General features: G+C 64.2%; 21 protein-coding genes and 1 pseudogene. 7 read left to right on the forward strand and 15 right to left on the reverse strand.

Annotated elements, in window-relative coordinates; all coding sequences use genetic code 11:
* Positions 1–77: 77 nt before the first annotated feature.
* On the reverse strand, positions 78–293 hold the full coding sequence (rmf, locus tag SJI00_RS02460; protein ID WP_010223328.1) for a ribosome modulation factor: 216 nt from the start codon (positions 291–293) through the stop codon (positions 78–80).
* A 554-nt stretch (positions 294–847) separates the two neighbouring features.
* Between rmf and rlmKL the strand changes: the two genes are divergently transcribed.
* From rlmKL to SJI00_RS02475, 3 genes are all read left to right on the forward strand, one after another.
* On the forward strand, positions 848–3076 hold the full coding sequence (gene rlmKL / locus SJI00_RS02465; RefSeq protein ID WP_322460158.1) for a bifunctional 23S rRNA (guanine(2069)-N(7))-methyltransferase RlmK/23S rRNA (guanine(2445)-N(2))-methyltransferase RlmL: 2229 nt from the start codon (positions 848–850) through the stop codon (positions 3074–3076).
* Between the two features lie 78 nt (positions 3077–3154).
* On the forward strand, positions 3155–3493 hold the full coding sequence (locus SJI00_RS02470) for an FKBP-type peptidyl-prolyl cis-trans isomerase (protein ID WP_322460159.1): 339 nt from the start codon (positions 3155–3157) through the stop codon (positions 3491–3493).
* Positions 3494–3677: 184 nt separating this feature from the next.
* Positions 3678–4340 carry a histidine phosphatase family protein gene (locus SJI00_RS02475; protein ID WP_322460160.1) on the forward strand — a complete coding sequence of 221 codons (663 nt, stop codon included), beginning with the start codon at positions 3678–3680 and terminating at the stop codon, positions 4338–4340.
* Positions 4341–4454: 114 nt separating this feature from the next.
* Here SJI00_RS02475 and SJI00_RS02480 read toward each other — a convergent pair whose 3' ends face one another.
* The 3 genes from SJI00_RS02480 to SJI00_RS02490 form a co-directional block, all read right to left on the reverse strand.
* The gene (locus SJI00_RS02480) at positions 4455–5183 is read right to left on the reverse strand and encodes an aspartate/glutamate racemase family protein (protein WP_322460161.1); all 729 of its coding nucleotides are present in this window, start codon (positions 5181–5183) and stop codon (positions 4455–4457) included.
* Positions 5184–5197: 14 nt separating this feature from the next.
* Positions 5198–6733, reverse strand: coding sequence for an NCS1 family nucleobase:cation symporter-1 (locus SJI00_RS02485; protein WP_322460162.1), 1536 nt, complete (start codon positions 6731–6733; stop codon positions 5198–5200).
* A 468-nt stretch (positions 6734–7201) separates the two neighbouring features.
* Complete coding sequence (locus SJI00_RS02490; protein WP_322460163.1) at positions 7202–7639, reverse strand: Lrp/AsnC family transcriptional regulator; 438 nt, start codon at positions 7637–7639, stop codon at positions 7202–7204.
* Positions 7640–7773: 134 nt separating this feature from the next.
* On the opposite strand from SJI00_RS02490, the gene SJI00_RS02495 reads away from it, so the two are divergent.
* Together SJI00_RS02495 and SJI00_RS02500 are read left to right on the forward strand one after the other, a co-directional pair.
* Positions 7774–8667: a DMT family transporter gene (locus SJI00_RS02495; RefSeq protein ID WP_322460164.1), complete on the forward strand. Its 894-nt coding sequence runs from the start codon at positions 7774–7776 to the stop codon at positions 8665–8667.
* Positions 8668–8726: 59 nt separating this feature from the next.
* A pseudogene (locus tag SJI00_RS02500) lies at positions 8727–9653 on the forward strand (class I SAM-dependent methyltransferase).
* A 71-nt stretch (positions 9654–9724) separates the two neighbouring features.
* On the opposite strand, the gene SJI00_RS02505 reads toward SJI00_RS02500, so the two are convergent.
* From SJI00_RS02505 to gcl, 9 genes are all read right to left on the reverse strand, one after another.
* Positions 9725–11764, reverse strand: a complete 2040-nt coding sequence (locus SJI00_RS02505) for a mechanosensitive ion channel family protein (RefSeq protein WP_322460165.1) — start codon at positions 11762–11764, stop codon at positions 9725–9727.
* 150 nt (positions 11765–11914) lie between these two features.
* A complete protein-coding gene (locus tag SJI00_RS02510) occupies positions 11915–12913 on the reverse strand; it encodes a sulfate ABC transporter substrate-binding protein (RefSeq protein WP_322460166.1) in 999 nt (332 codons plus the stop codon).
* A 335-nt stretch (positions 12914–13248) separates the two neighbouring features.
* The gene (locus SJI00_RS02515; protein ID WP_322460167.1) at positions 13249–14070 is read right to left on the reverse strand and encodes an ion transporter; all 822 of its coding nucleotides are present in this window, start codon (positions 14068–14070) and stop codon (positions 13249–13251) included.
* Positions 14071–14305: 235 nt separating this feature from the next.
* A complete protein-coding gene (locus tag SJI00_RS02520) occupies positions 14306–15172 on the reverse strand; it encodes an urea transporter (RefSeq protein WP_322460168.1) in 867 nt (288 codons plus the stop codon).
* A gap of 164 nt (positions 15173–15336) precedes the next feature.
* Positions 15337–16752: a pyruvate kinase gene (gene pyk, locus SJI00_RS02525; protein WP_322460169.1), complete on the reverse strand. Its 1416-nt coding sequence runs from the start codon at positions 16750–16752 to the stop codon at positions 15337–15339.
* Positions 16749–18023: a glycerate kinase type-2 family protein gene (locus SJI00_RS02530; RefSeq protein ID WP_322460170.1), complete on the reverse strand. Its 1275-nt coding sequence runs from the start codon at positions 18021–18023 to the stop codon at positions 16749–16751. Before SJI00_RS02530 ends, pyk begins: the two co-directional genes overlap by 4 nt.
* Positions 18024–18321: 298 nt before the next feature.
* Complete coding sequence (locus SJI00_RS02535) at positions 18322–19224, reverse strand: 2-hydroxy-3-oxopropionate reductase (RefSeq protein ID WP_322460171.1); 903 nt, start codon at positions 19222–19224, stop codon at positions 18322–18324.
* Positions 19225–19442: 218 nt separating this feature from the next.
* The gene (hyi, locus tag SJI00_RS02540; protein WP_322460172.1) at positions 19443–20225 is read right to left on the reverse strand and encodes a hydroxypyruvate isomerase; all 783 of its coding nucleotides are present in this window, start codon (positions 20223–20225) and stop codon (positions 19443–19445) included.
* Between the two features lie 60 nt (positions 20226–20285).
* Positions 20286–22061, reverse strand: a complete 1776-nt coding sequence (gene gcl, locus SJI00_RS02545; RefSeq protein WP_322460173.1) for a glyoxylate carboligase — start codon at positions 22059–22061, stop codon at positions 20286–20288.
* 255 nt (positions 22062–22316) lie between these two features.
* Between gcl and SJI00_RS02550 the strand changes: the two genes are divergently transcribed.
* Positions 22317–22757 (forward strand): GlcG/HbpS family heme-binding protein, encoded by a 441-nt coding sequence (locus tag SJI00_RS02550; protein ID WP_322460174.1) that lies wholly within the window; start codon positions 22317–22319, stop codon positions 22755–22757.
* Positions 22758–23456: 699 nt separating this feature from the next.
* On the opposite strand, the gene SJI00_RS02555 is transcribed toward SJI00_RS02550, so the two are convergent.
* Positions 23457–24062, reverse strand: coding sequence for a TetR/AcrR family transcriptional regulator (locus tag SJI00_RS02555; RefSeq protein ID WP_322460458.1), 606 nt, complete (start codon positions 24060–24062; stop codon positions 23457–23459).
* Between the two features lie 291 nt (positions 24063–24353).
* On the opposite strand from SJI00_RS02555, the gene SJI00_RS02560 reads away from it, so the two are divergent.
* Complete coding sequence (locus tag SJI00_RS02560; RefSeq protein WP_322460175.1) at positions 24354–25274, forward strand: DUF808 domain-containing protein; 921 nt, start codon at positions 24354–24356, stop codon at positions 25272–25274.
* Positions 25275–25379: 105 nt separating this feature from the next.
* On the opposite strand, the gene SJI00_RS02565 is transcribed toward SJI00_RS02560, so the two are convergent.
* Positions 25380–26162: an outer membrane protein OmpK gene (locus SJI00_RS02565; protein ID WP_322460176.1), complete on the reverse strand. Its 783-nt coding sequence runs from the start codon at positions 26160–26162 to the stop codon at positions 25380–25382.
* Positions 26163–26501 lie beyond the last annotated feature (339 nt).

A 26501-nucleotide genomic window follows, 5' to 3' on the forward strand; every position in this document is an offset into this window, starting at 1 on the left:
CCCTGTCAAAGGGCCCTTGGGCGTTAACCCTACGCCCGGGTGGGGCGCTCAAGATGCTGCGAATTCAATGTCCTCGTTCAGCCAACGGCGTGAAGTTCGTTGAGCCTGTGGATACCCGCGGTACCGGTCATGCCATCCCAGTTGTCACCACGGCCCTCGCGCCAACCGTTGATCCATGCCTGGCGCACGGAGGGCAGCGTAAACGGGCAGAGTTCGCGGGATTTACCGGTTACTCCATATTGGTAGCCACGTGAAAATGCTCTTTCCAACGGATCACGCTTAAGTCTTCTCATCGGGTGTTGCCCTCACTTGTTGACTGTAATGTCCCGTCGACCTCGCGGAGGTCGGGCAGAATCGTTCTGCCGGTTTGCGCTCGCTGCCGGCGTGGCGAGCTGAAAGTGCCGCCCCGTTGCGGAGCGGCCTGAGGTCAGTTCTAACCAAACGACGTCAGGGTGTGAATGATCGTTTTGTCATAAGAAGGTAACGTTTCCTCATGTACGGGGATAAGTAAATAAATGCGACTCAAAATCATCTGTGGCAAACCCCGCTATGATCAGGTGCTTAGCGATGTTTGAGATCATTGGGCCAGCGCTGATTGGCCCATGATGGCCACGCGACGCAATGCGACGAAGGGTCACGGCCGCACAGTGGCTGCAAGAAATTTTCCATACTGCCTGACGATCAAACACGCCTAGTGCACGCACCAGGCGCTTGGATCAGGCGGCCCGGTCATTGCCTTGGTGGCAAGGCCAACCGCACGCTCACTGTAAAGCGCGTGGGGTAAAACCTCGGTGGGGACCTCCGGTCGACCTGCCGCTCATTTAGCCAAAAAGGCGCTGGAATACTCATGTCGGACCTCATCGAACTTTACCTCACCTGCCCCAAGGGCCTCGAAGGCTTGCTGGCCGAGGAGGCCCGTGAACTGGGCCTGACCGAGGTGCGCGAGCACACCTCGGCCATCCGCGGCTCGGCCGACATGGAAACCGCCTACCGTCTGTGCCTCTGGTCGCGCCTGGCCAACCGCGTGTTGCTGGTGCTCGCGCGCTTTTCGATGCGCGATGCTGAAGACCTGTATCACGGCGTGCACGATGTCGAATGGCACGATCACCTGGCCGCCGACGGTACCCTGGCCGTGGAGTTCAGCGGCCATGGCTCGGGCATCGACAACACCCACTTCGGCGCGCTGAAGGTCAAGGATGCGATCGTCGACAAGCTGCGTAACCGCGAAGGCCTGCGCCCCTCGATCGACAAGCTCAACCCTGACCTGCGCGTGCACCTGCGGCTGGACCGTGGCGAGGCGATTCTGTCGCTCGACCTCTCCGGCCACAGCCTGCACCAGCGCGGCTACCGCCTGCAGCAGGGCGCCGCGCCGCTGAAGGAAAACCTGGCCGCCGCCGTGTTGATCCGCTCCGGCTGGCCGCGCATTGCCGCTGAGGGCGGCGCGCTGGCCGACCCGATGTGCGGCGTCGGCACCTTCCTGGTCGAAGCCGCCATGATCGCCGCCGACATCGCGCCCAACCTCAAGCGTGAGCGCTGGGGTTTCAGCGCCTGGCTCGGCCACGTGCCGGCGCTGTGGCGCAAGTTGCATGACCAAGCCCTGGCCCGCGCCGAGGTCGGCCTGGCCAAGCCGCCGCTGTGGATTCGCGGCTATGAAGCCGATCCACGCTTGATCCAGCCCGGTCGCAATAACGTCGAGCGTGCCGGCCTGAGCGGCTGGGTGAAGATCTACCAGGGCGAGGTCGGCACCTTCGAGCCGCGCCCGGACCAGAACCAGAAAGGCCTGGTGATCAGCAACCCACCGTACGGCGAGCGTCTGGGCGACGAAGCGAGCTTGCTGTACCTCTACCAGAACCTGGGCGAACGCCTGCGCCAGGCCTGCCTGGGCTGGGATGCGGCGGTGTTTACCGGCGCGCCGCAGTTGGGCAAGCGCATGGGCCTGCGCAGCCACAAGCAGTACGCCTTCTGGAACGGCGCGCTGCCGTGCAAGCTGCTGCTGTTCAAGGTGGAACCTGATCAGTTCGTCACCGGTGAGCGTCGACAGCCCGAGCGCAGCCTGAGCGAACACGGCGCGGGCGTGAGCGACAGCGAGCAGGTCGACGCGCGTCAGCCGGCGGTCGTGGTGAACGAGCCGGCGCGTTTGTCCGAAGGCGCGCAGATGTTCGCCAACCGCTTGCTGAAAAACCTCAAGCAGCTCGGCAAGTGGGCCCGTCGCGAGAGCGTCAGCTGCTATCGCCTGTACGATGCCGACATGCCCGAGTACGCGCTGGCCGTCGATCTCTACGAAGATTGGGTGCATGTGCAGGAATACGCAGCACCGCGCTCGATCGACCCGGAAAAGGCCCAGGGCCGTCTGCTCGACGCCCTGGCCGCCATTCCCCAGGCGCTGGGCATCGATCCGCAACGCGTGGTGCTCAAGCGCCGTGAGCGCCAGAGCGGCACGCGCCAGTACGAGCGCCAGGCCACCGAAGGGCGCTTCCAGGAGGTGCACGAAGGCGGCGTCAAGCTGCTGGTCAATCTCACCGACTACCTCGACACCGGCCTGTTCCTCGACCACCGGCCGATGCGCCTGCGCATGCAGCGCGAGGCGGCCGGCAAGCGCTTCCTCAACCTGTTCTGCTACACCGCCACAGCCTCGGTACACGCAGCCAAGGGCGGCGCGCGCAGCACCACCAGCGTCGACCTGTCCAAGACCTATCTGGACTGGGCGCGGCGCAACCTGGCGCTCAATGGCTTCTCCGAGCGCAACCGCCTGGAGCAGGGCGACGTGATGGCCTGGCTGCAGGCCTGCACCGAGACCTACGACCTGATCTTCATCGATCCGCCGACCTTCTCCAATTCCAAGCGCATGGAAGGGGTGTTCGACGTGCAGCGTGACCACGTGGAATTGCTCGACCAGGCCATGGCCCGCCTGGCCCCGGGTGGCGTGCTGTATTTCTCCAACAACTTCCGCAAGTTCCAGCTCGATGAACACCTGGGCGAGCGCTACGCGGTCGAGGAAATCACCGCGCAGACCCTGGACCCGGACTTTGCGCGTAACACCCGCATCCACCGCGCCTGGCGCATCACCCTGCGTTGAGCGGATGGGCTGGCCGCTGCTCGCTGACACCGCGAGCAGCGGCCAATCTGTGTGCAACCGTGCGCAAGAGAACCTCTAATGAACGACACCGTACAGATCACCGATCTCATCGAAGGTCAGGGCAAGGCCGTGGTCAAAGGTGCGCTGATCACCACCCAATACACCGGTTGGCTGGCCGACGGCAGCGAGTTCGACTCGTCGTGGTCGCGCGGCAAGCCGTTCCAGTGCGTGATCGGCACAGGCCGCGTGATCAAGGGCTGGGATCAGGGCCTGATGGGCATGCGCGAAGGCGGCACGCGCCGGCTGGCAGTGCCGGCGACGTTGGCCTATGGCGAGCGCAGCGTTGGCAAGATCCCGCCGAACTCGGCGTTGACCTTCGAGATCGAGGTGCTGCAGGTGCTGACCCGCGACGAGTGAGCTGCCACACAGCGGTAACAGGAAGCCTCTATGCTGCGCCTGCGCGGTGAGCAGTCGGGAACAAAGTGCAGTATTTGCACTCAGACCTTCCACCCAAGGTTTGGCCGCCGCGCTGCCCGCTGCCCCTGCGACGCAGCAGGCTGCCAGCCCGCAGGGTTTCCCTATTGCCGCAAGAGCTCGATCTATGACGTTGCCCGCCTTTATCCGTCGTCGACGCCACCTCCTGCTGGGCCTGGCCCTGGTCGGTGCCAGTGTGCCCATTGCGCTGCAAGTGCTCGACAGCCGCGCCGATCCGGTCGACGGCACCCAGACGCTGGTGTTCCTGCGCCATGCCGAGAAGCCTGGAGAGGGTCTTGGCCAGCTCAATTGCCAGGGCCTGAACCGCGCCATCGATCTGGCCACCGTGCTTCCTGAGCGCTTTGGCAAGGCCGACTACGTGTTCGCGGCCAACCCCACCCGGCATGTCGAAGAAGGCAGCCAGGACCGCAGCTACAGCTACATCCGCCCCTTGATGACCATCAGCCCCAGCGCGATCAGCCAAGGGCTGCCGGTGAACATCGATTTCGACGCCAATGAGGTCGATGACCTGGCCAAGGAGCTGATGCGCGACAAGTACCGCAACGCCACGGTGTACACAGCGTGGTCGCACGGTTATTTGCCCGACTTGATCAACGCGGTGGCCGGCAGGGCGCTGGGCGAGAAGCGCGTCATCACCGATGACTGGAGCGGTGAGGATTTCGATTCGCTGTATGTGCTCACGCTGACCTGGCACGACGGCAAGGCGAGCTTGCTGAGCCGTAACGTGCGTCAGGGACTCGACGACGGCGAGCATGCCTGCCCGACCTGACGGAGGCGTTGTCGGCTGCGTCCGGATCAGCGCCATGCAGCCTGGGCGTTGTCCTACGCTTACGAAAAGAGCCGGCATGCCGGCTCTTTTTTATGGGTGTGTGCAACCGCTCGTTCAGCCCCCAAACGTCAGCGGCCAGCCAATCACCTTCTTCGCCCGCGGTGTTGCGTAGGTCCTGACCTTCGAGGTGCTCAAGCCCAATCGCACCAGCGACTCGGCAATGGTCACCGCTGCGCTCACGCCATCGACTACCGGCACGCCAGTGCGCTGGCGAATCTGCTCATCCAGCCCGGCCATGCCGCCGCAGCCCAGGCAGATCACCTCGGCCTTGTCGTCACGTACGGCGCGTTCGGCCTGCTCGACGATCGCCTGGACCGCCCGTTGCGGATCAGCCTCCAGTTCCAGCACCGCTAAGCCGCTGGCGCGCACCGAGGCGCAGCGATCGTACAGCCCGGACAATTTCAGGCGGTCTTCGATCAGCGGCACGGTACGGTCCAGCGAGGTCACCACCGAGTAGGCGTGGCCCAGGTACATGGCCGTGCTGGCCGCGGCATCGGTGATGTCCACCACTGGCACGTCGAGCAGCTCCTGCAAGCCCTCGCGGCCGTGCTCGCCGTAACCGGCCTGGATCACCGCGTCGTAGGGCTGGTCATAGGCCAGCACCCGGTCCATCACGGCGATGGCCGCCAGGTAGCTTTCAAAGTTGCCCTCCACCGATTCGGCGCCGAAGCGCGGCGTCAGGCCGACGATCTCGGTGCCGGGAGAGGCCACGCTGCGCGCCTGCTCGGCGATCGCTTCGGTGATGGCCTCGGTGGTGTTGACGTTGACGATGAGAATCCGCATCTGGAAATCCTTGCTCAGTGACTGCTGTGGTCGACGGCGATGCACTCACCGCTGACGTCTTGATAAAGGCAGCGGCGCGGTGCGATCAGCAGGTAGATCGCAGCGGCGATGCCCGCGCCGATCAGCCAGGAGAACGGCGCGACGCTGTGGAAGTGCGGGACCAGCGCAAGAATGATCGACAGCAAGGCCGCCGGGACGAACGCCGCCACCGCCCGCAGGTTGACCCCGCGGCTGTAGTGGTAGGCGCAGGCCGGGTTTTCGCTGTAGAGCTCCGGTACGTTGATGCAGCCTTTTCGCAGTAGCCAGTAGTCCGACATGATCACCCCGTACAGCGGGCCGAGCAGGGCGCCCAGGCCCGAGAGGAAGTACACGATCACTACCGGGCTGTTGTACAGGTTCCACGGCAGGATCAGCACCGCCAAGGTGGCGCTGATCAGGCCGGCGCGACGGAAGTTGAGGTGGCGCGGGGCGAGGTTGCTGAGCACGAAGGCCGGGGCGACGAAGTTGGCCATGATGTTGACGGCCACGGTGACGATCAGGAATGCCAGGCAGCCCAGGACCAGGAAGGCCGTTTCAGGGATGCTGGCGACGATTTGCGTGGGGCTGTCGATGATCTGGCCGTTGATCTTGAACTGTGCGCCGCAGAGCACCACGGTGATCACCGCGAACACCAGGATGTTCACGGGCAGGCCCCAGAAGTTGCCGACGCGGATGGTCTTGCGGCACGGCGAGGAGCGCGCGAAGTCGCAGAAGTTGAGCACCAATGTGCCGTAGATCGACAGCCACAGTGCGCCGCCGGCGAAAATGTTGCGCCACATCTCATAGCCGGTCAGCGGCTCGGCCACCGACCAGGCGATGCTGGCATCGGCCTTGAAGTACATGTAGCCGGCCAGGCTCGCCACGGTCAGCAGGATCACCGGGCCGGCGAAACCTTCGTAGCGGCGCACCATTTCCATGCCGTAGGCGAGGATCACCAACTGCACCAGCCAGATCGCCACGAAGCACATCCAGCCCAGGCTCGACAGGCCCAGCACGCTGTTGTGGTCGTAGGCCGCCACCTGCGGCCACACCGCCGTGAGCAGTACGCGCAGCACCACCGAGGCCAGGTAGGTCTGGATGCCGAACCAGGCAATCGCGATCACTGCCCGAATCAGCGCTGGAATCTGCGCGCCATGGATGCCGAAGGCAATGCGGCTGATCACCGGAAACGGCACCCCGGTTTTCTGCCCCATGTAGCCGGACAGATTCATGAAGAAGTACACCAGCGCTGCGCCGATGGCCAACGACATGAGGATTTGCCAACCGCCCAGGCCCAGGGCGAACAAGCCCATGGCGAAGGAGTAGTTGGCGATGTTGTGCACGTCGTTGGTCCACAGCGCAAAGATGCTGTAGCCGCCCCAACGGCGCCCGGCCAAGCGCGTGGGCGCCAGGTCGCGGTTGTGCAGGCGCGGGCTCAGTTCGAGGTCTGCCGGCAGCCCGGCGATGGGTGCACTGTGGGGGGTCGGGGAGGCGATGGGGTGTTCAGGGGCAAGGTTGAGGCTGGTGCTCATTCCGGCAGGCTCCTGATGCGCGTGGACTGCGATGAGTGGGCGGGCGCGTGGCCGGCCGTCTCGTCAGTGCAGCGTGTGCATCACTGGGTTCTGGGCGCAACGGCTGCTGCAAGGCAGCGTTGCGGATTCTTGTATTTATGTTCTGTAGAAGTTGTATACAAAACACGAGTGCAGGGAAGCGAGTTCCATGCCAGCCCGCCCGTTAGTGCCTCATTAAAAAACAGTTTCATCTCGATTATTTTGACTAAACTGCTGAAATTGCTGGATAAATACTTGACCTATCAAACAGGTTAATCATTTTTAAGGTCCTGTTAGTTGATTTTATGGTCAAGTTTTAAAGTGTCGAAAGTGTCACTGCCTGAGGTGTTACACCACAAAAGTGGACACAAGTTTGCCACTTAAGGTTACAGTTATGTGTACAAATTTAATGGCACACATTCACGTGTTGAATGGCTTGTGTACACAGGCTCACGCCATTGGCGGCAGTCGGCGCTTCACCGGGCTCTTCTTGATGATGGCGGTATTGCTTTCGGCAATCAGGCTGAGGCGATCAAGGAGGGTGTCGAGCTGCTCCATCGAGCGCACCTGCAGGCGGGCGATGAAGCAGTCTTCGCCGGTGACTTTGTCGCAGTCGGTGAATTGCGGGGTCGCGATGATGTGTCGCTCTACCTCCTGCAAGCGCCCCGGCAACGGACGGATGCGCACGATGGCCTGCAGTTGGTAACCGAAACTGCGCGGATCGATCTCGACGGTGAAGCCGCGCAGCACACCGCGTTCTTCCAGCCGGCGCAGCCGCTCGCTGACGCTGGGGGCCGAGAGGCCGGTGATCTGGGCCAGGGCCTTGAGGGAGCGGCGGCTGTCTTGCATCAGGGCGTTGATCAGCAACTGGTCGATGGCATCGGTCATGAACTGGCTCGCAAAGGTAAAAAATGAAAAACGCCTTGATAGTAAAGGCGTCTGCGTCTTTTTGCTTTGGTTGGCTTCTGGAGCCACTGCGTAGCGCTTGCCCATACTGGACCCCTCATTCAGGGAGGTACGCGATGGACAGGTCGGTGCGTCGAGGTTCGATGGAAATGGTGGCGGCGATGCTGATCTCTGGCACCATCGGTTGGTTCGTGTTGATCAGTGCGCAGCCGGTGCTCAGCGTGGTGTTCTGGCGCTGCGTGTTCGGCAGCCTGGCGCTGCTGGCGGTCTGCGCGAGCCTCGGCCAGCTGCGTGCGGGTGTGATGACCCGCGCAGTGCTGGGCTGGGCCGTGCTCAGCGGCGTGGCCATTGTCGGTAATTGGCTGCTGCTGTTTGCTGCCTATTCACGTGCGTCGATTGCCATTGCCACGGCGGTGTACAACCTGCAGCCGTTCCTATTGGTGGGGTTGGCGGGGGTGTTTCTCGGTGAACGGGTCACCCTCGCCAAGCTCACCTGGCTCGGCGTGGCGTTCCTTGGCATGCTCGCCATCGTCGCCGCGCACGGTGAAGGGCAGGGCAGCGACTACCTGCTGGGCATCAGCCTGGCCTTTGGCGCGGCGCTGTTGTATGCGGTGGCGGCGCTGATCATCAAGCGCCTGCGCAATACGCCAGCGCAGGTGATTGCGCTGGTGCAGGTGGTGACCGGCGTGCTGCTGCTGGCGCCGTGGGTCATGCCCATCGCGCTGCCGGCAGCCACACCCGCCATCGCCAGCTTGCTGACCCTGGGGCTGGTGCACACGGGCGTGATGTATGTGCTGCTCTACAGCGCCATCCAGCGTCTGCCCACGGCCCTGACCGGCGCGCTGTCGTTCATCTATCCGGTAGCGGCGATCCTGGTGGACTGGCTTGCCTTCGGCCATCGCCTGGGCGCCCTGCAGTGGCTGGGAGTCGGCCTGATCCTCTTGGCCGCCGCCGGCATGCAGCAAGGCGGGTGGTTCGCCCAGGCTGGCACCCGGGCTTCGACGCGATGAGTCACGAAGTGCGGCCACAAAATCGGTAGAATGCGCGGTTTTCCGCTTGTGGCCCTGTCATGACCTCGCCGATCCAGACCCTCGAACAGTACCTGCTCACCGCCCTTGACCCGGCGCCCCTCGAAACCCGTCGGCTGTTCCACGGCCGCGGGCGCTGCTGGCCGGGCCTGGAGCAGATCACCGTGGATTGGCTGCAGGGTGTGCTGTCGGTGGCGTTGTTCCGCGAGCTGCCGGCAGACGAGCTTGGCGCATTGCAAGCCATGCTCAGGCGCCTGGCCGAGCGCCCACAGTGGAGCGGCCAGGCCATTCTGCTGCAACACCGCTACCTGCCCGACAGCCCGGGCCAGTGACTGCTGGGCGAGCCCGGCGCGCAGCGCGAGGTGATCGAAGACGGCCTTACCTACCTGCTGGACCTGGGCGTGCGGCAGAACACCGGGCTGTTCCTCGACATGCGCCATGGCCGGCGCTGGGTCCGCGAACACGCGGCGGGCAAACGTGTGCTGAATCTGTTCGCCTACACCTGCGGCTTTTCCGTGGCAGCCATTGCCGGTGGGGCCGAGCAGGTGGTCAACCTCGACATGGCCAAGTCAGCGCTGTCGCGCGGGCGCGACAACCACCGCCTGAACGACCATGACCCATCCCGCGTCGCGTACCTGGGCCATGAGCTGTTCAAGTCGTGGGGCAAGGTGCGCAAGTATGGGCCCTATGACCTGATCATCATCGACCCGCCCACCTTCCAGCGCGGCAGCTTCGTGCTGACTCAGGATTACGCCAAGATCCTGCGTCGTCTGCCCGAGCTGCTGACGCCGGGCGGCACCGTGCTGGCTTGCGTCAATGATCCGGCCATCGGCCCGCAGTTCCTGCTTGATGGCATGGCCGAGCAGGCACCGACGCTGCAGTTCGTCGAGCGCCTGGACAACCCCCCGGAGTTTCCCGATATCGACCCCGAGGGCGGGCTCAAGGCGCTGGTGTTCGTGCAGCAGTAGGCCAGCCGACCTGCACCCGAGCCCTGCGCGCTGGAGGTTGCGCGCAACGCTGTGAAACGCGGGCCAAGGCGTCAGACCGGCGCCGGGTTATCCACCCCCGGCAGACGCAGCGGATACACCTGGGCAAAGTGGACGTTGTCGGTCTGATCGACCTTTTTCTTCAAGCGCTCGTTGAACGCGCGGCTCACCGCGTATTGCCCGCCGGAAATGGTGCGGAACTGCGCGGTCAGCACGAAGCCGTTCAGGTCCATGCGATCGACCCCGAACACCTGCAGCGGCCCTTGCAGATTGATACTCAACAACGGGTCGGCGGTGATCGACTGACCCACCTCATGGATCAACCCCAGCGAGGCATCCACGTCGCTGTCATAGGTGAACTGCACCGAGAAGAACGCGTAGGCGAACTGCCGCGATTGGTTGGTCACCGCCTTGATCTGGCCGAAGGGCACCGAGTGCACGAAGCCCTTGCCGTCACGCAGACGCAGGGTGCGGATGGTCAGGCTCTCCACCGTGCCGGCATGGCCGGAGTCGAGCACCACCCAGTCGCCGATGGAAATGGTGTCCTCGATGAGGATGAACAGCCCGGTGATCACGTCCTGCACCAGCTGCTGCGAGCCGAAGCCGATGGCCAGGCCGATCACTCCGGCGCCGGCCAGCAGGGGCGCGACGTTGATCCCGAGGTTGGCCATGGTGGTGATGGTGCAGATGACGATCAGGATCACCTTCACCGCGTTGCGCAGCATCGGCAGGATGGTCCGCACCCGCGTGCTCGGCTGGCGCGTTGCGCGGCGGCCTACTGGCGGCTTGAGCGCTTCCTGGATCGCGGTGTCGAGCACCACCCACAGCAGCCAGGTCACCAGCAGGATCAGGCCGATGGTCGACACCGAGTTGCTGATCGCCTTGCCCAGGCTGTTGCTCAAGGCGAAGTCGAGCACCGAGAAGCCCCAGATACGCCCGAGCAGTTCGATGAAGGTCACCGCCACGGCAATGCGCAACAAGGCGTGGGCCAGGCTGCGCAGCAGCTCTTTGTAAGGGCGCACACGCTGCTGGCCGTTATCGGCCTCGCGGGGAGCGAGCACATGCTGCAGCGTGGTACTGAGGAACACTGTCGCGACCAGCAGCACGGTGGTCAGCAGGGCGTTCTGCAAGGCCTTCTGGCTTTCTTCGCCCGCACCGATCAGGTGGATGGCCGAGACCATGATCATCAGCAGGATCGGCAGGTACCAGAGCTTGGAGAAGATGCGCAGGGTCTCCTGCACGGCGCGATGGCCCAGGCGGTCCTTGAGGTCGCGGTTGCGGATCAGGTGGGCCACCGGGCGGCGCAGGCGCAGCACCAGGCTGGCGAAGATGAAGGTGGCCGTCAGGCCCGTCAGTACGGCCACGCTGCTGGTGATGTTGCCGCCCAGTTGGCGGGCGATCTGCGGGCTGGTCAGGGCGTCGCTCCAGGCCGCGAGGAAGCCGATCAGGAACAGCGGGTGCGGCGCGATGCGGCGGATGGCGGCCACGGCACGGCGCTTGTGGCCCGCATCGAACAGGGTGATCAGGCAAAGGATGATCGAGGTGGAGAACAGGCCGCTGCTGGTGGCATAGGCCAGGCTCAGGCCCGTGGCGCGGGCGATCGATGGGTCGACGAAACGGCTGGCGTAGACCGTCGACGGCAGTGCGGCGAGGGCCGGCAGGGTGTAGGGCAGCAGGTAGCCAAACAACGCGCGCATACGCACCCGGGGGCGTAGCCAGGCTGTGGCGGCGATGCGTCTGGCCACCAGACGGCCCAGCAGATTGAGCACCACGAAGCTGCCGGCCCAGGTCAGGGTCAGCAGCATGAAGTCGACGAACATCTGCAAGGTGTCGCTGGTGGAGTGGCGATCAACCAGGCGCGCGACTTCCTTGCTGGCGCGGTCGGTGCGCAGACGCCAGGCGTCGACCAGGTGTTCGTCCAGGTCCAGCTCGCGGCCGGCACTGTCCAGCCCGTCGGCCAGGGCACCGAGCAGCCCGCCTTGCAGCACCGGCTCCGGCGCTGCGGGTTGCTCTTCAGCCGGCGCCGGGTCGGCGGCCAGCAAGTGGGTGCTCAGCAGACAGCCGAGTAACAGGGGAGTGAGAAAACGCAGCACTGAGTGATCCTCTGGCCGGGTGAGCGGGGCAGGGTTTACTCAGGGAACTGATTGGCAGACGGCCGGGAAGTTCGACCGGGTGCAGAGGATGTTGGGCGTGGGGCACGCTCTGGGGCGCCAAACGGGCGCGCCCCTGGCGTGCTCGACGGCTTACTGTCCGCTGTAGATCTGGTCGAACACGCCACCGTCATTGAAGTGGGTCTTCTGTACCGTTCTCCAGTCACCGAAGGTCTTCTCCACGGAGAGGAAATCGACCTTGGGGAAGCGGTCGGTGTACTTGGCCAGCACGGTCGCATCGCGTGGGCGCAGGTAGTTTTGCGCCGCGATTTCCTGTGCAGCCGGCGACCACAGGTACTGGAGGTACTCCTCGGCCAGCGCTCGGGTGCCTTTCTTGTCCACCACCTTGTCGACCACGCTCACCGGCGGCTCGGCTTCAGCCGACACGCTCGGATAGACCACCTCGAACTGATCGCGGCCGAACTCGCGGGCAATCATTTCCGCTTCATTCTCGAAGGTGACCAGCACGTCACCGATCTGGTTGGTCATGAAGGTCGTGGTCGCGGCGCGGCCACCGGTATCGAGCACCGGCGCCTGCTTGAACAGCTTGCCGACGAAGTCGCGGGCCTTGGCTTCATCGCCACCTTGCTTGAGCACATAGCCCCACGCCGACAGGTAGGTGTAGCGGCCGTTACCCGAAGTCTTGGGGTTGGGCACGATCACCTGTACGCCGTCCTTGAGCAGGTCTGGCCAGTCTTTCAGGGCCTTGGGGTTGCCCTTGCGCACGATGAACACGGTGGCCGAGGTGAACGGCGCGCTGTGGTTCGGCAGGCGCGAGACCCAGTTGTCCGGCACCCGTTTGCCGTGGTCGACCAAGGCATTGATGTCGGTGACCATGTTCATGGTGATGACGTCTGCGCGCAGGCCATCGATCACCGCACGCGCCTGCTTGCTCGATCCACCGAAGGACATCTGCACGTTGACCTTCTCATCGTGCTCGGCTTCCCAGTGCTTCTGGAACGCCGGGTTGTAGTCCTTGTAGAAATCGCGCATCACGTCGTACGACACGTTGAGCAGGGTCGGGGCGGCGTGGGCGAGGTTGCCGAGGGCGAGGCCGGCGGCCAGGAGCGAGGCGCTGAGGAGCTTTTTCACGGTGGGTCCTTGTGGGTGAAAACGAGATGGCAGAATGCCTGCGACTATAACGGGTAGGGGGGAGGCCAGCTAAAGAACAAAAGGTGCTTTGGTTATGCCTGGGCGCAGGCGACTAGAAAGTGGCTCGGTGCCGACAGGGAAGGCGATGAACGAGGCGCTCGATCTCGCCTCGCGCGGTGGCCAGGGATCTGGCGCTTCGAGATGCGCGCGGAAAAAGGGTGGGCGCGACAGCCTGACCAAGGGGCCGCTGGCGCACGCTATTGCCAGGCGTGTCGCTCACACCGTGCTCGCCCCTCGTCACGCAGCGGGCCCGCAGCCCTTGCGCACCCCGTCGGTCACGCCTTCTCGAACAACCCGCTGCCGCAGCGGGAGCAGAAGGCGGCGGCCGATTCATGCCGCGGCTTGGCGCAGCGCGGGCAGTCTTGCTGCAGCTGCTCGCCGCGCATGGCATTGGCCAGCTCGGCGGTGAAGATGCCGGTAGGCACGGCGATGATCGAATAACCGGTAATCATCACCAGCGACGACAGCACCTGCCCCAGCGGCGTCTGCGGCACGATATCGCCGAAGCCCACGGTGGTGAGCGTCACCACGGCCCAGTAGATGCCCTTGGGGATGCTGGTGAAGCCATGCTCAGGCCCTTCGATCACGTACATCAGGGTGCCGAACACGGTGACCAACGTGGACACGCTGAGCAGGAACACGATGATCTTCTGCTTGCTGCCGCGCAGGGCCTTGAGCAGGTAATCGGCCTGGCTGAGGTAGGGGCTGAGCTTGAGCACACGGAAGATCCGCAGCATGCGGATCACGCGGATGATCATCAGGTACTGCGCGTCGCTGTAGTACAGCGCGATGATGCCCGGCACGATGGCCAGCAGGTCGACCAGGCCGTAGAAGCTGAAGGCATAGCGCAGCGGCTTGGGCGAGCAGTACAGGCGGGTGAGGTATTCGAGCAGGAAGATGGCCGTGAAGCCCCACTCGATGCCTGCCAGCAGCCCTGAGTAATTGCGGTGCACTTCGCCGATGCTGTCGAGAATGACCGTGACCAGGCTGGCCAGGATGATCAGCAGCAGGAGCTTGTCGAAGCGCCGGCCGGCGGGGGTGTCGTTTTGGAAGACGATGGTGTATAGGCGTTGGCGGAGGGTGGGCGATTCACGCATGTGCTGAGGCTCAAGGTACAGAGACGCCAAGCCTAGAAGGGTTGGTGAGCCGTGCGCAATCGTCTAGCCACCCAATCGAGTCGCTGAGGTAAAAAATTGCCGGGCACACCCTTGCCGTACCAAGGACGCGTGCACGGCATGCTTGCATGGCCCCTTCGCGGTCGGGCAATGGTTTGCAGCTCATACCCTGGGGGGCGAGACACACGCCTGCAGGAAAAAATCGCTGTGTTCCGGCTCACAGAGAAGGCATGCGGCGTGCAGCCGTCCGGCCGACACGCGCGCCGAGGTGGATCACCCAGCACGCCACGACGAAGGGGGCGGTCAGGCCTGCAACGGGCAGCCACGCGATCAGCGGCTGTAGCAGCAGCGCCAAGGCAATGGCCAGCAGCGTTACCCAGGGCCGTTCGCCCTGGCGGCTGAAGGCCAACGCTGCCAGCGCCGCATTGAACCCATACAGGCCCAGATGCGCTGCCTGATCCTGTCCAGCCAGTAAGGCCACGCCTTCGCCGATTGCCGACCCGATCACCGCCCACATCGCCGCGTAAGGCTGGGCGATGAACAATCCGATGATGATCAGCAACCCCGCCAACGGGTGATCCAGCAGAAAGATCTGGCCTATCCCCCGCAGCAGCCCATACAGCGGGTTTGCTTCGACGGCTGGTGCTGCACCCGGCTCGGCCACCATCAGCACGCCCCAGCCGAGCAACACGAATGGCGCCGTATACGCCACTAGCAGCTTCCCCCCACGCTTGCGCCACTGGTGCGTGATGATGCTCGACAGCCCGCCCGCCGCGATAATCAGCGCCGGCAGGATGGCCGACCAGGGCAGCACCGCGCTGATCAGGATACCGATCAGCACGCCGTTGTAGCAGTACAGCCCCGCCTGTCGATCGGCGCGCTCATAGCCGCGGCGCTGGGCGGTGAGCAGGCCGGCCAGGGCGCCAAGCAGGGCACCGCCAACCAAGGTGGGCGCGGTGAACAGGATGGCCAACAGGCAGCACAGGCCGCACAGCGGGCTGCGCAGTAAGAGCACCTGGCTGAAACCGTTGAGCAGTGCGGTGGCCCAGTCGGGGCAGGGGTTGACGAAGTTCTTGGTGTACATGGCGCGTCGGCAAGGTGAGGGAAAGGGGTTGGGTCGGCAGGCGACCGTCGAGGCAGGGCAGCGTGTCGACGCGTGTCGCCTGAACGCGATCGCCCCGCGATGAACCTGGCTGTCCAGGCGTCATGGCGGGGCGGTCATTCGGGGCTGTCGGGTGAGCCAGCGCGCTACACCAGCACCTCGATCCGCAGCGTATTAGTCGTGCCCGGCTTGCCAAAAGGCACACCGGCCGTGATCAGCAACGTGTCGCCCAGGTCGGCCATGCCTTGGGCCTGAGCGATTTCCAGCGCGGTCGAGCAGATTTCATCGACTTGGCGCAGCCGGTCGTTGACCACCGAATGCACGCCCCAGGTCAGGCTCAGCCGGCGCGCCGTGCGCCGGTTGGGGGTGAGGTTGAGGATCGGCGCGCCGGGCCGTTCGCGTGCGGCGCGCAGGGTAGAGGCGCCCGATTCGCTGTAGTTGACCAGCACCGCCACCGGCAGAATCGCGCTGATGCGCCGGATCGCGCAGCTGATGGCATCCGACACCGTGGCCTCGGCCTTCGGCCGGCCCACGTCGAGCTGGGCCTGATAGTCAGGCCCCTTCTCCACCTGGCGAATGATCTTGCTCATCATCCGCACCGCTTCGAGCGGGTACTCGCCTGAGGCGGTTTCGGCCGAGAGCATCACCGCATCGGCGCCTTCGGCCACGGCGTTGGCCACATCGGTGACCTCGGCGCGCGTGGGGGCAGGGGAGAACCGCATGGATTCGAGCATCTGCGTGGCCACCACTACCGGTTTGCCCAGCTGGCGGCAGGTGCCGATGATGCGCTTCTGAATCTGCGGCACCTGCTCGGCGGGCACCTCCACACCCAGGTCACCCCGGGCCACCATGATCGCGTCGGCCAGCTCGGCGATCGCCGGCAACTGGGTCACGGCGGAGGGTTTTTCGATCTTGGCCATCAGGTAGGCGCGGTCGCCGATGATCTGGCGCGCCTCTGCAATGTCTTCGGGGCGTTGCACGAACGACAGCGCCACCCAGTCCACCCCCAGCTCCAGGCCAAAGGCCAGGTCACGGCGGTCCTTGTCCGTCAGCGGCGACAGATCCAGCATGGCTTGCGGCACGTTGACGCCCTTGCGGTCCGACAGCTCGCCGCCATCGATCACCTGCGTCTCGATGGCGTCAGTGTGCTTGGCCACCACGCGCAGGCGCAGCTTGCCGTCGTCCAGCAACAGGTCCATGCCCGGTTCCAGCGCGCTGATGATCTCCGGGTGAGGCAGGTTGACCCGCTGCTCATTGCCAGGGCTCGGGTCGAGGTCCAGGCGCAGCGTTTGCCCGCGCTGCAACTGCACCTTGCCCTCGGCAAAGCGACCCACACGCAACTTCGGCCCTTGCAGGTCCATGAGGATGCCCAGCGGGTAGTTGAGCTGTTGCTCCACCTCACGGATCCAGCCGTAGCGCTCGGCATGGTCGGCATGCTCGCCGTGGCTGAAATTCAGGCGGAAGAGGTTCACCCCGGCTTCGACCAACTGGCGTACGTCATCGACGTTGCGCGTAGCCGGGCCCAGGGTGGCGAGAATCTTGACCTTCTTGTCGGGCGTCATGGGTAGGGCGTCTCGAGGATGAGGATGGCGCGGAAGTCGTTGACGTTGGTACGCGTAGGCTCGGTGACGATCAGTGCGTCGAGGGCCTCGAAGTAGCCGTAGCCATTGTTGTTGTCCAGCTCGTCTGTGGCGGACAGCCCCAGTGCGGCGGCGCGGGCGTAGCTGTCGGGGGTCATCAGCGCGCCGGCGTTGTCTTCCGAGCCGTCGATGCCGTCGGTGTCGCCGGCCAGGGCGTAAATGCCCGGAAAGCCCTTGAGGTTTTCGGTGAGGCTCAGCAGGAACTCCGCGTTACGCCCGCCACGGCCGTTGCCACGCAAGGTCACCGTGGTTTCGCCGCCCGAGAGAATGATGCACGGCGGCTTGAGCGGCTGGCCATGCAGGACGATCTGCCGGGCGATGCCGGCGTGCACCTTGGCCACTTCCCGCGATTCGCCTTCCAGGTCACCGAGGATCAGTGGGCTGAAACCTGCCTGACGCGCTTTGACTGCTGCTGCCTCAAGCGACTGCTGCGGCTTGGCGACCAGCTGGAAATGGCTTCGCGACAGCACCGGGTCGCCCGCTTTGACGGTTTCCGAGGCGGGGTTGTTGAGCCAGTCGATCACTGCGGGTGGCGCTTCGATGGCGTAGCGTTTGAGCACGGCCAGGGCATCGGCCGAGGTGCTCGGGTCGGCCACGGTGGGGCCGGAGGCAATGACGGTGGCCAGATCGCCCGGCACGTCGGAAATGGCATAGGTGTAGACCGTGGCCGGCCAGCAGGCCTTGGCCAGGCGACCGCCCTTGATCGCCGAGAGGTGCTTGCGCACGCAGTTCATCTCGCCGATGGTGGCGCCGGATTTGAGCAGGGCCTTGTTCACCTGCTGCTTGTCGGCGAGGGTCAGGCCTTCGGCGGGCAATGCCAGCAGCGCCGAGCCGCCGCCGGAGAGCAGGAAGATCACCCGGTCGCTTTCGCCGAGGTTGCTGACCATCGCCAGCACCCGCTCGGCCACAGCCAGGCCGGCTGCGTCAGGCACGGGGTGAGCGGCTTCGACCACCTCGATCTTCTGGCAGCTGGCGCCGTGGCCGTAGCGCGTCACGACCAGACCGCTGACCTCGCCTTGCCAGCTCTTTTCCACCACTTCGGCCATGGCCGCTGCGGCCTTGCCGGCGCCAATGACGATCACTCGGCCAGTACGGTCGGCGGGCAGATGAGGCACGAGCACCTGGCGCGGATGGGCTGCGGCAATTGCGGCATCGAACAGCGTGCGGAGCAGGGTTTGTGGATCGACCGACATGGCAGGCTTCCTATCGTTGTTGTTGTGCTGAGTGCAGAAACCACCCCAGCGTCGGGCTCCGTGCAGCCCGAGGCTGGAATGGGTGTTGCGCGTGGCCAGGGTCGCAGCGCCGTGCTGCGTGACCCCGGCGAGCGACCGCTGCTGTTGAGCGGTGGTCAGGTCGTGTGGAGGGCCTGGCGCAGGCTCAGCCGGGCGACTATCGGTTTAGCGGGTGGATCGATGCATCGGGCCGCCGCGTGCACCGCGTCGAGCATGCAGGGCTGCGGCCTGGATGGCTGGGCCCTGTTGCACAAGGCCTTCACGCGTCCTCTTTGCCATCACGAATCGAGAAGTTGGCCATGTGTTCCAGGCCCTTGATCAGCGCCGAGTGGTCCCAGTTGCCGCCGCCCAGTGCCACGCAGGTGCTGAACACCTGTTGCGCGTTTGAGGTGTTGGGCAGGTTGATACCCAGTTCCTTGGCGCCTTGCAGGGCCAGGTTGAGGTCTTTCTGGTGCAGGTTGATCTTGAAGCCGGGGTCGAAGGTGCCTTTGATCATGCGTTCGGCATGCACTTCGAGGATCTTCGAAGAGGCGAAGCCGCCCATCAGTGCGGCACGCACCTTGGCCGGATCGGCGCCGTTCTTGGCGGCGAACAGCAGCGCTTCGCTGACGGCCTGGATATTCAGGGCGACGATGATCTGGTTGGCCACCTTGGCGGTCTGACCGTCGCCGCTGCCACCGACGTGGGTGATGTTCTTGCCCATGGCCTGGAACAGCGGCAAGGCACGCTCGAACGCCTCGGCGCTGCCGCCGATCATGATGCTCAGCGTGGCGGCCTTGGCGCCGACTTCACCGCCTGATACCGGGGCATCGAGGTAGCTGGCGCCGGTTTTGGCGATGCGCTCGGCGAAGGCCTTGGTGGCGGTGGGGGAGATCGAGCTCATGTCGATCACGACCTTGTTGGCGCTCAGGCCTTCGGCCACGCCGTCGGCCTCGAACAGCACGCTTTCGACCTGCGGGGTGTCGGGGACGATGACGATGATGAAGTCGGCTTCCTGGGCAACCTCCTTGGGCGTGGCCAGCGCGACGGCACCCGCCTCGATCAGGTCTGCGGGGGCTTTGCTGTGGTGCTCGGAAACGAACAGGTGGTGGCCTGCCTTGAGCAGGTTATGGGCCATGGGCTTGCCCATGATGCCGGTGCCGATGAATCCGATCTTGGCCATGTGGTGGTGCCTCTTGTTATCGAGTGGTCAGGGGCGGCGAAAAGGCCGCGTCCGGGAAAATCGTGGCGCCTGCGTGCCTTCTATAAAACAGCCGTATTTCCCTGGGATACCGCATTTCTCTGTGAGACCGCCTTTCTCTGTAGCAGCGTCTTGAGCCGCGAAGGGCCCTCCTGGCGAGCATCGTGGTGGCAGCGTTTGCCTCGCCCAGAGGCTTCTCCTCAGATCACGTTGTAGGTCTTCAACCAGCCCAGCCCTGCCTCAGTGGTGGTCAGCGGCTTGTACTCCGCGCCGATCCAACCCTGGTAGCCGATCCGGTCCAGGTGGGCGAACAGGAAGTGGTAGTTGATCTCGCCGGTGCCCGGCTCGTTACGCCCCGGGTTGTCAGCCAGTTGCACGTGGTTGATCAGCGCGAGGTTGGCCTGCAGCGTGCGGGCCAGGTCGCCTTCCATGATCTGCATGTGGTAGATGTCGTACTGCAGGAACAGGTTGTCACTGCCGACCTCGGCCTGAATCTCCAGCGCCTGGGCGGTGGTGTTGAGGTAGAAGCCGGGGATATCGCGGGTGTTGATCATCTCCATGACCAAGCGCAGGCCGGCGGCCTTGAGCCGCTCGGCGGCGTAGCGCAGGTTGTCGACGAAAGTGGCGCGCACCGTCTGCTCGTCCAGCCCCTGCGGGCGAATCCCGGCCAGGCAGTTGATCTGGGTATTGCCCAGCACCTGGGCGTACTCGATGGCCTGATCGACCCCGGCGCGCAATTGCGCGACGCGGTCCGGGTGGCAGGCGATACCACGCTCGCCCTGGCCCCAATCACCGGCCGGCAGGTTGAACAGCACCTGGGTCAAGCCATGGGCATCGAGCTGCTGGCGAATCTCGGTGGCGGGGTAGTCGTACGGAAACAGGTACTCGACCCCGGTGAAACCGGCGTCGGCGGCGGCCTTGAAGCGGGCCAGGAAATCCTGTTCGGTGAACAGCATCGACAGGTTGGCAGCGAAGCGAGGCATGGCTGAATCTCCTTGCAGTTAAGGCCCTCGCCGTTGACGAAACGAGGGCGGTCAGGCCGTTCAGTCGAGCAGCGAGATGGCGGTCGGTGCGTCGTCACCGACCAGTGCCAGGTCTTCGAATTCGTTGACCGCGTTGATCTCGGTGCCCATGGAAATGTTGGTCACACGCTCCAGTATCACCTCGACCACCACCGGCACGCGCCATTGCTCGGCCATGGCCTGGGCCTTGACCAACGCCGGGCCGATCTCGGCCGGGTCGAACACCCGCAGCGCCTTGCAGCCCAGCCCTTCGACCACCGCCACGTGGTCGACACCATAGCTGCTGGTATCGCTGGCGTTGATGTTCTCGAAGGCCAGTTGCACGCAGTAGTCCATGTCGAAGCCGCGTTGCGCCTGGCGGATCAGCCCGAGGTAGGCATTGTTCACCAGCACATGCACATACGGCAGGTTGAACTGCGCGCCCACGGCCAGTTCCTCGATCATGAACTGGAAGTCGTAGTCACCCGACAACGCCACCACCTTACGTGAAGGGTCGGCCTTGACCACGCCCAGCGCCGCCGGAATGGTCCATCCCAGCGGACCTGCCTGGCCACAGTTGATCCAGTGACGCGGCTTGTACACATGCAGGAACTGCGCGCCGGCGATCTGCGACAGGCCGATGGTGCTGACATAGCAGGTGTCCTTGCCGAACACCTTGTTCATCTCCTGGTACACGCGCTGCGGCTTGACCGGCACGTTGTCGAAATGCGTCTTGCGGTGCAGGGTGGCTTTACGCTGCTGGCACTCGGCAACCCAGGCGCTGCGGTCCTTGAGCTTGCCGGCCGCCTTCCACTCGCGGGCCACTTCGATGAAACGGTCCAGCGCGCTGCCGGCATCCGAGACGATCCCGAGGTCAGGCGTGAACACGCGGCCGATCTGGGTGGGTTCGATGTCCACATGAATGAAGCGTCGGCCTTCGGTGTACACGTCCACAGAGCCGGTGTGGCGGTTGGCCCAGCGGTTGCCGATGCCCAGCACCAGGTCGGAGGCGAGCAGGGTGGCGTTGCCATAGCGGTGCGAGGTCTGCAGGCCGACCATGCCGACCATCAGCGGGTGATCGTCGGGCAACGTGCCCCAGCCCATCAGGGTCGGGATCACCGGCACGCCGATCAGTTCGGCGAAGGTCACCAGTTGCTCACTGGCATCGGCGTTGATGATGCCGCCACCGGCGACCAGCAATGGGCGTTCGGCGTCATTGAGCATGGCCAGGGCTTTTTCCACCTGCACCCGCGTTGCCGCAGGCTTGTGCACCGGCAGCGGCTCATAGGCCTCGATGTCGAACTCGATTTCAGCCATCTGCACATCGAACGGCAGGTCGATCAGTACCGGGCCGGGGCGGCCGCTGCGCATTTCATGAAAGGCTTTCTGGAAGGCATACGGTACCTGGCCGGGCTCAAGCACCGTGGTTGCCCACTTGGTCACCGGTTTGACGATGCTGGTGATGTCGACGGCCTGGAAGTCTTCCTTGTGCATCCGCGCGCGGGGCGCCTGGCCGGTGATGCACAGAATCGGGATGGAGTCGGCTGAGGCGCTGTACAGGCCGGTGACCATGTCGGTACCGGCAGGCCCGGAGGTGCCGATGCACACGCCGATGTTGCCGGGGTGAGTACGGGTGTAGCCCTCGGCCATGTGCGAGGCACCTTCGACATGGCGGGCGAGGATGTGATCGATGCCACCGACTTTCTTCAACGCCGAATACAACGGGTTGATGGCAGCCCCTGGGATGCCAAATGCGGTCTCGACACCTTCACGGCGCATGACCAGGACGGCCGCATCGATTGCTCTCATTTTGCTCATGGGTTGTGCCTCATCGATTTTATAATTGTATACAACTTTCGTTGCGATGAAGTGTATTCACGCTTCCCGGTAAAGGTCAATGGCTTTTCGTCTAAGGAACGCTGGCAGGATTTTGGTCGCAGGTAGAGGTGGATTCGGGCGGTTTTAGACGTGCGTTTGAAAATATTGTATACAAATACTGAAGATGTTGTGTTCTATTGCTTGAACCGGTTTTCAAGCGCCCTCGGGCGTCCACAACAATAAGAGGACCTCGCCATGACCCCCTTGACCCTCAAATCCGCCGTCAGCCTGGTCACCGCCGCCCTGGCCGCAGGCCGCGCGATAGACGCCGCACCGCTGACCGTCGCGATCCTCGACGCTGGGGGGCATCTGCTTACGTTGCAGCGTGAAGATGGCGCCAGCCTGATCCGTCCCGAAATCGCCATCGGCAAAGCCTGGGGCGCCGTCGCCCTGGGCAAAGGCTCACGCCTGCTGGCCCTCGACGCGCAACAGCGGCCCACCTTCTTCGCCGCCCTCAATGGCCTGGGCGAACGCCCGGTCGTGCCGGTGCCCGGCGGGGTGCTGATCCGCGACGCCGACGGCAAGGTGCTCGGTGCGGTGGGCATCAGCGGCGACACCTCGGACATCGATGAACAGTGCGCGATCAGTGCGATAGAAGCGGTGGGGCTGAAGGCGGATGCGGGGGTGGTGGCTTGAAAAGAAAGAGGTGGGTGCGAGCGAGCGTATTCGCGCCGTTCATCGCGGCTGACCGGAGCGTCGGACTGGCAGCTCCCGCAGGGTTCTACAGGGGCTGATAACACAATCTGTTTACGAGCAATGCGGTCTGTGTAGGAGCGACTTCAGTCGCGACTGAAGTCGCTCCTACAGTTGACCGGCCCCTAGCGCTCCGTATAACTGCCGCCAATGCTAGGGATGCGTTGCCGTTGCCGTTGCCGTTGCCGTTGCCGTTGCCGTTGCCGTTGCCGTTGCCGTTGCCGTTGCTCTTGCCCTTCCTACCCGTCCAGCCCAGACAACCCAAATCGCGACTTCAGCCGGCCGAAGTGCAGGGGCTTGAAGGGGCCGGCGCGCAGCGCCGCTGAGGCGCAGCCGAAGTCGCGAAATGTAGGTTTGCGCAGCAAACCGTAGGGCGCGCAGCCCCGTAGAGCCGCGGAACGCAGGGCACCCGTAGCGCAGCGAAGGGCCGGCTGCGGGAGCCAGCGTTTTTGCGTCCTTTTGCCCCGGGCGGGCAGCCGCCGCAAAAGGACGTCGCCGTAAAGGCGAAAAGGTGACCATCAGCCCCCGCGAACCTGTCATGAAATCACTAAAACCAACGCCCACACCGCCCAAACCTAACCCCGCCCAAACCCCAAACCCCAAACCCCAAACCCCAAACCCCAAACCCCAAACCCCAAACCCCTAATCCGGCTCACACCCCTTCAACACCAACCGAATAATCGTAAGCGCCGCCGCCTCATAATCCTCATCCGCCAACGAATCCTTCCCCGTCACCGCCGAAATCTGCCAATCGAAATCAGCATACGTCTGCGTCGCCGCCCAGATACTGAACATCAGATGATGCGGGTCTACCGGCGCAATCTGCCCCCGCTCGATCCACTGCTGGATACACGCGATGTTGTGCCGCGCCTGTGCGTTCAACTGCTCCACCTGCGCCGCCGACAAATGCGGCGCACCGTGCATGATCTCGCTGGCAAACACCTTTGAGGCATGGGGCAAGTCCCGGGAAATACGGATCTTCGAGCGGATGTAGCCACTGAGCACCTCCCGCGGATCACCGTCTGCATTGAACGGCGTCGAGGCCTGCATGATCGGCGCGATGATGCTTTCCAGCACCTCGCGGTACAGGTTGTCCTTGGACTTGAAGTAGTAATAGACGTTGGGCTTGGGCAGCCCGGCCTTGGCGGCGATGTCGCGGGTTGTGGTGGCGGCGAAGCCCTTGTCGGCGAATTCCTCGCTGGCCGCGCGCAGGATCAGCGTCTTGTTGCGCTCACGAATGGTGCTCATGGTCCGGACACATCCTCTATCGGCCTGCCTCAGAAAGAGGGTCGGCATGGTAGCACCGTGCCTGAACGCCGCTCAAGGCAACGCCCGCTGCGCCGTGCTCGCGCTGCTCGGCGGTGCGCCACACGCCGGGCAGCGCGCCGGGTGCGCTGCAACGCCGTGAGCAGAACTCCTTGGGGCTGGTCCGGTCTCTATGCCATTCCCCTGCCGCCCGGCGCTCGACCTTCCGAGCAGGCGGGTCGGCCAAGGTGCTTCGCGCACCGAATCGCCTCAATTGACCCAGGATGACTCTAAATGGCTGGCAGCAGTTTCTTCGCACTGTTGGACGATATCGCGGCACTGCTCGATGACATTTCCCTGATGAGCAAGGTCGCGGCAAAAAAGACCGCCAGTGTGCTCAGCGACGACTTGGCGGTGAACGCTGAACAGGTCACTGGCATGCGCGCCGACCGTGAGCTGCCGGTGGTGTGGGCGGTGTTCAAGGGCTCGCTGCTGAACAAGGCGATCCTGGTACCCTGCGCGCTGTTGCTGAGCGCTTTTCTCCCGTGGGCGGTGAAGTGGTTGCTGATGGCAGGTGGTATCTACCTCTGCTATGAAGGCTACGAGGCCATCAAGGAAAAACTTCAGCGCGGCGGTGCTGAGGACGAGGCCGAGCAAGCCAACGCCATGCCCAAGAGCCAGGAAGCGCTGGCGGCTTACGAAAAGCGCAAGATCAAAGGCGCCATCCGCACCGACTTCATCCTCAGCGCCGAGATCACCGTCATCACCTTGAACGTCGTCTCGGCGGCGCCGCTGATGCAGCAGATCGTGACGCTGATCGTGATCTCCATCGCCATGACGGTGGGCGTGTATGGGGCGGTCGCGGGCATCGTCAGGATGGACGACGTCGGCTTTGCGCTGCTCAAGTCCAAGTCCAGCGGTGCGCTGGGCACGCTGTCGAAGAAGATCGGCGGCGCGCTGGTGGCTTCGGCCCCTGTGCTGATGAAGGCGCTGTCGTGGATCGGCACCGTGGCCATGTTCCTGGTCGGGGGCACGTTCGTGGCTGAAGGCATTCACCCGGTCGAACAGTTCCTCGAAACCCTGGTGAGCGACCTTGGGGGCTGGGGCGTGGTGGCCAAGATGGTCGCGTACGGTGTGGTCGGCGCGATCGCCGGCATGCTGGCGGCACTGGTGGTGGGCGGTGTCAGCAAAACCGTGGCGGCCACCCGCGCCTGATGAGCACAGGCGTGGGCCGGAACGCCTGTGCAACGGTAGCTGCTTGGCCCTGCGCCGCATGGCGCACCTGCCTGCCGAGCCAACGCCGGCAGGCGCGCAAGCGCGTCAGAAGTGCACTTTCACCAGCAGGCTCGCGGTGTTCTGATCGGTGGTGAACCCATCGGAATCCTTGATGCCGTATTTGTTCTTCCAGTAGTCGTACTCCACGCCCACGTACAGCTGCTTCTCGCCCCATTTCAACGCCTTGCCCAGGTCGTATTTGATCTGCGGGTTGAAGTGCAGGTTGGCATGGTAGGTGCCGCGGCGGTTCTCGTCGTTGTCCACGACCCAGTCCATGTAGCCGTCGAACAGCACGTTCGAGGCGCCGACCGGAATCGTGTACGCCCACACCGGCGTGATCTGCCAGACATCGTCACCGGGGCGGCTGCCATCGGTGGTGCGCTTGTAGACGTTGAGCTGGAAGTAGTCGAAGCCCGGTACCGCAAGGTCGAAGCCTGGGCCGATCAGGTACGACTCGTTGTCGCCCTCGCCGAACTCGTAGGTCATCGCCAGCAGCACGTCCTTGATCGGGCCGAACGACAGGTCCTGGTCGAAGATCTTGCCGAACGACAGGCGCGGGGTGAATTCGCCGTAGTAGGTGTTACGGCCGACGTTGCTGTCTTTCTTGCCTTGGTAGAGGATGCGGTCGACGAACAGGAAGTTGTCGCCGTACTTCCAGCCGTCGGCGTGCTCGAAGGTGAAGGTCTGCTGAATCTCCGGGTTGACCTTGAAGTTCTTGCCCCACAGGTAGGTGAGGCTGTTGCTCTGCCATTGCAGCAGGTCACCGGCAACGCTGGCGCCGCAGGTCAGCAGGCCGCCGGCAAGGATCAGGCTGTTGAGGGTACGCATGTGGATCTCGCTCCTTTGTGTCGGGTATCGAGGCTCGATGTGGCGCCGTTTTTTTGTCTTTCGAGTCAATTTCCGCTCCCTGCCCGCAGCTCATCGCCTGCGTGGGCTCACCGGGTCAGGGGGAGTCCTCGCGCGCTGCTCGATGCCATCTGGCACGGATGAAGGGGGGCGGGGCTGCAGCCGGTCCGCTCGCTCAGTGGCCTGCCCTACAGGCGAAACACGGCGGCAAACGCGGGCGACCTCCTTGCCGTCCTGTTCGAGGGGCGCGCAGATTACTGACTTGCGCGCAGGCCCTCAAGCGCTCTGTCCTGAGGCGCTGAGTCGCACGATTGATCATTC

The organism is Pseudomonas gebzensis, from assembly GCF_034427815.1.
Taxonomy (GTDB): Bacteria; Pseudomonadota; Gammaproteobacteria; order Pseudomonadales; family Pseudomonadaceae; genus Aquipseudomonas.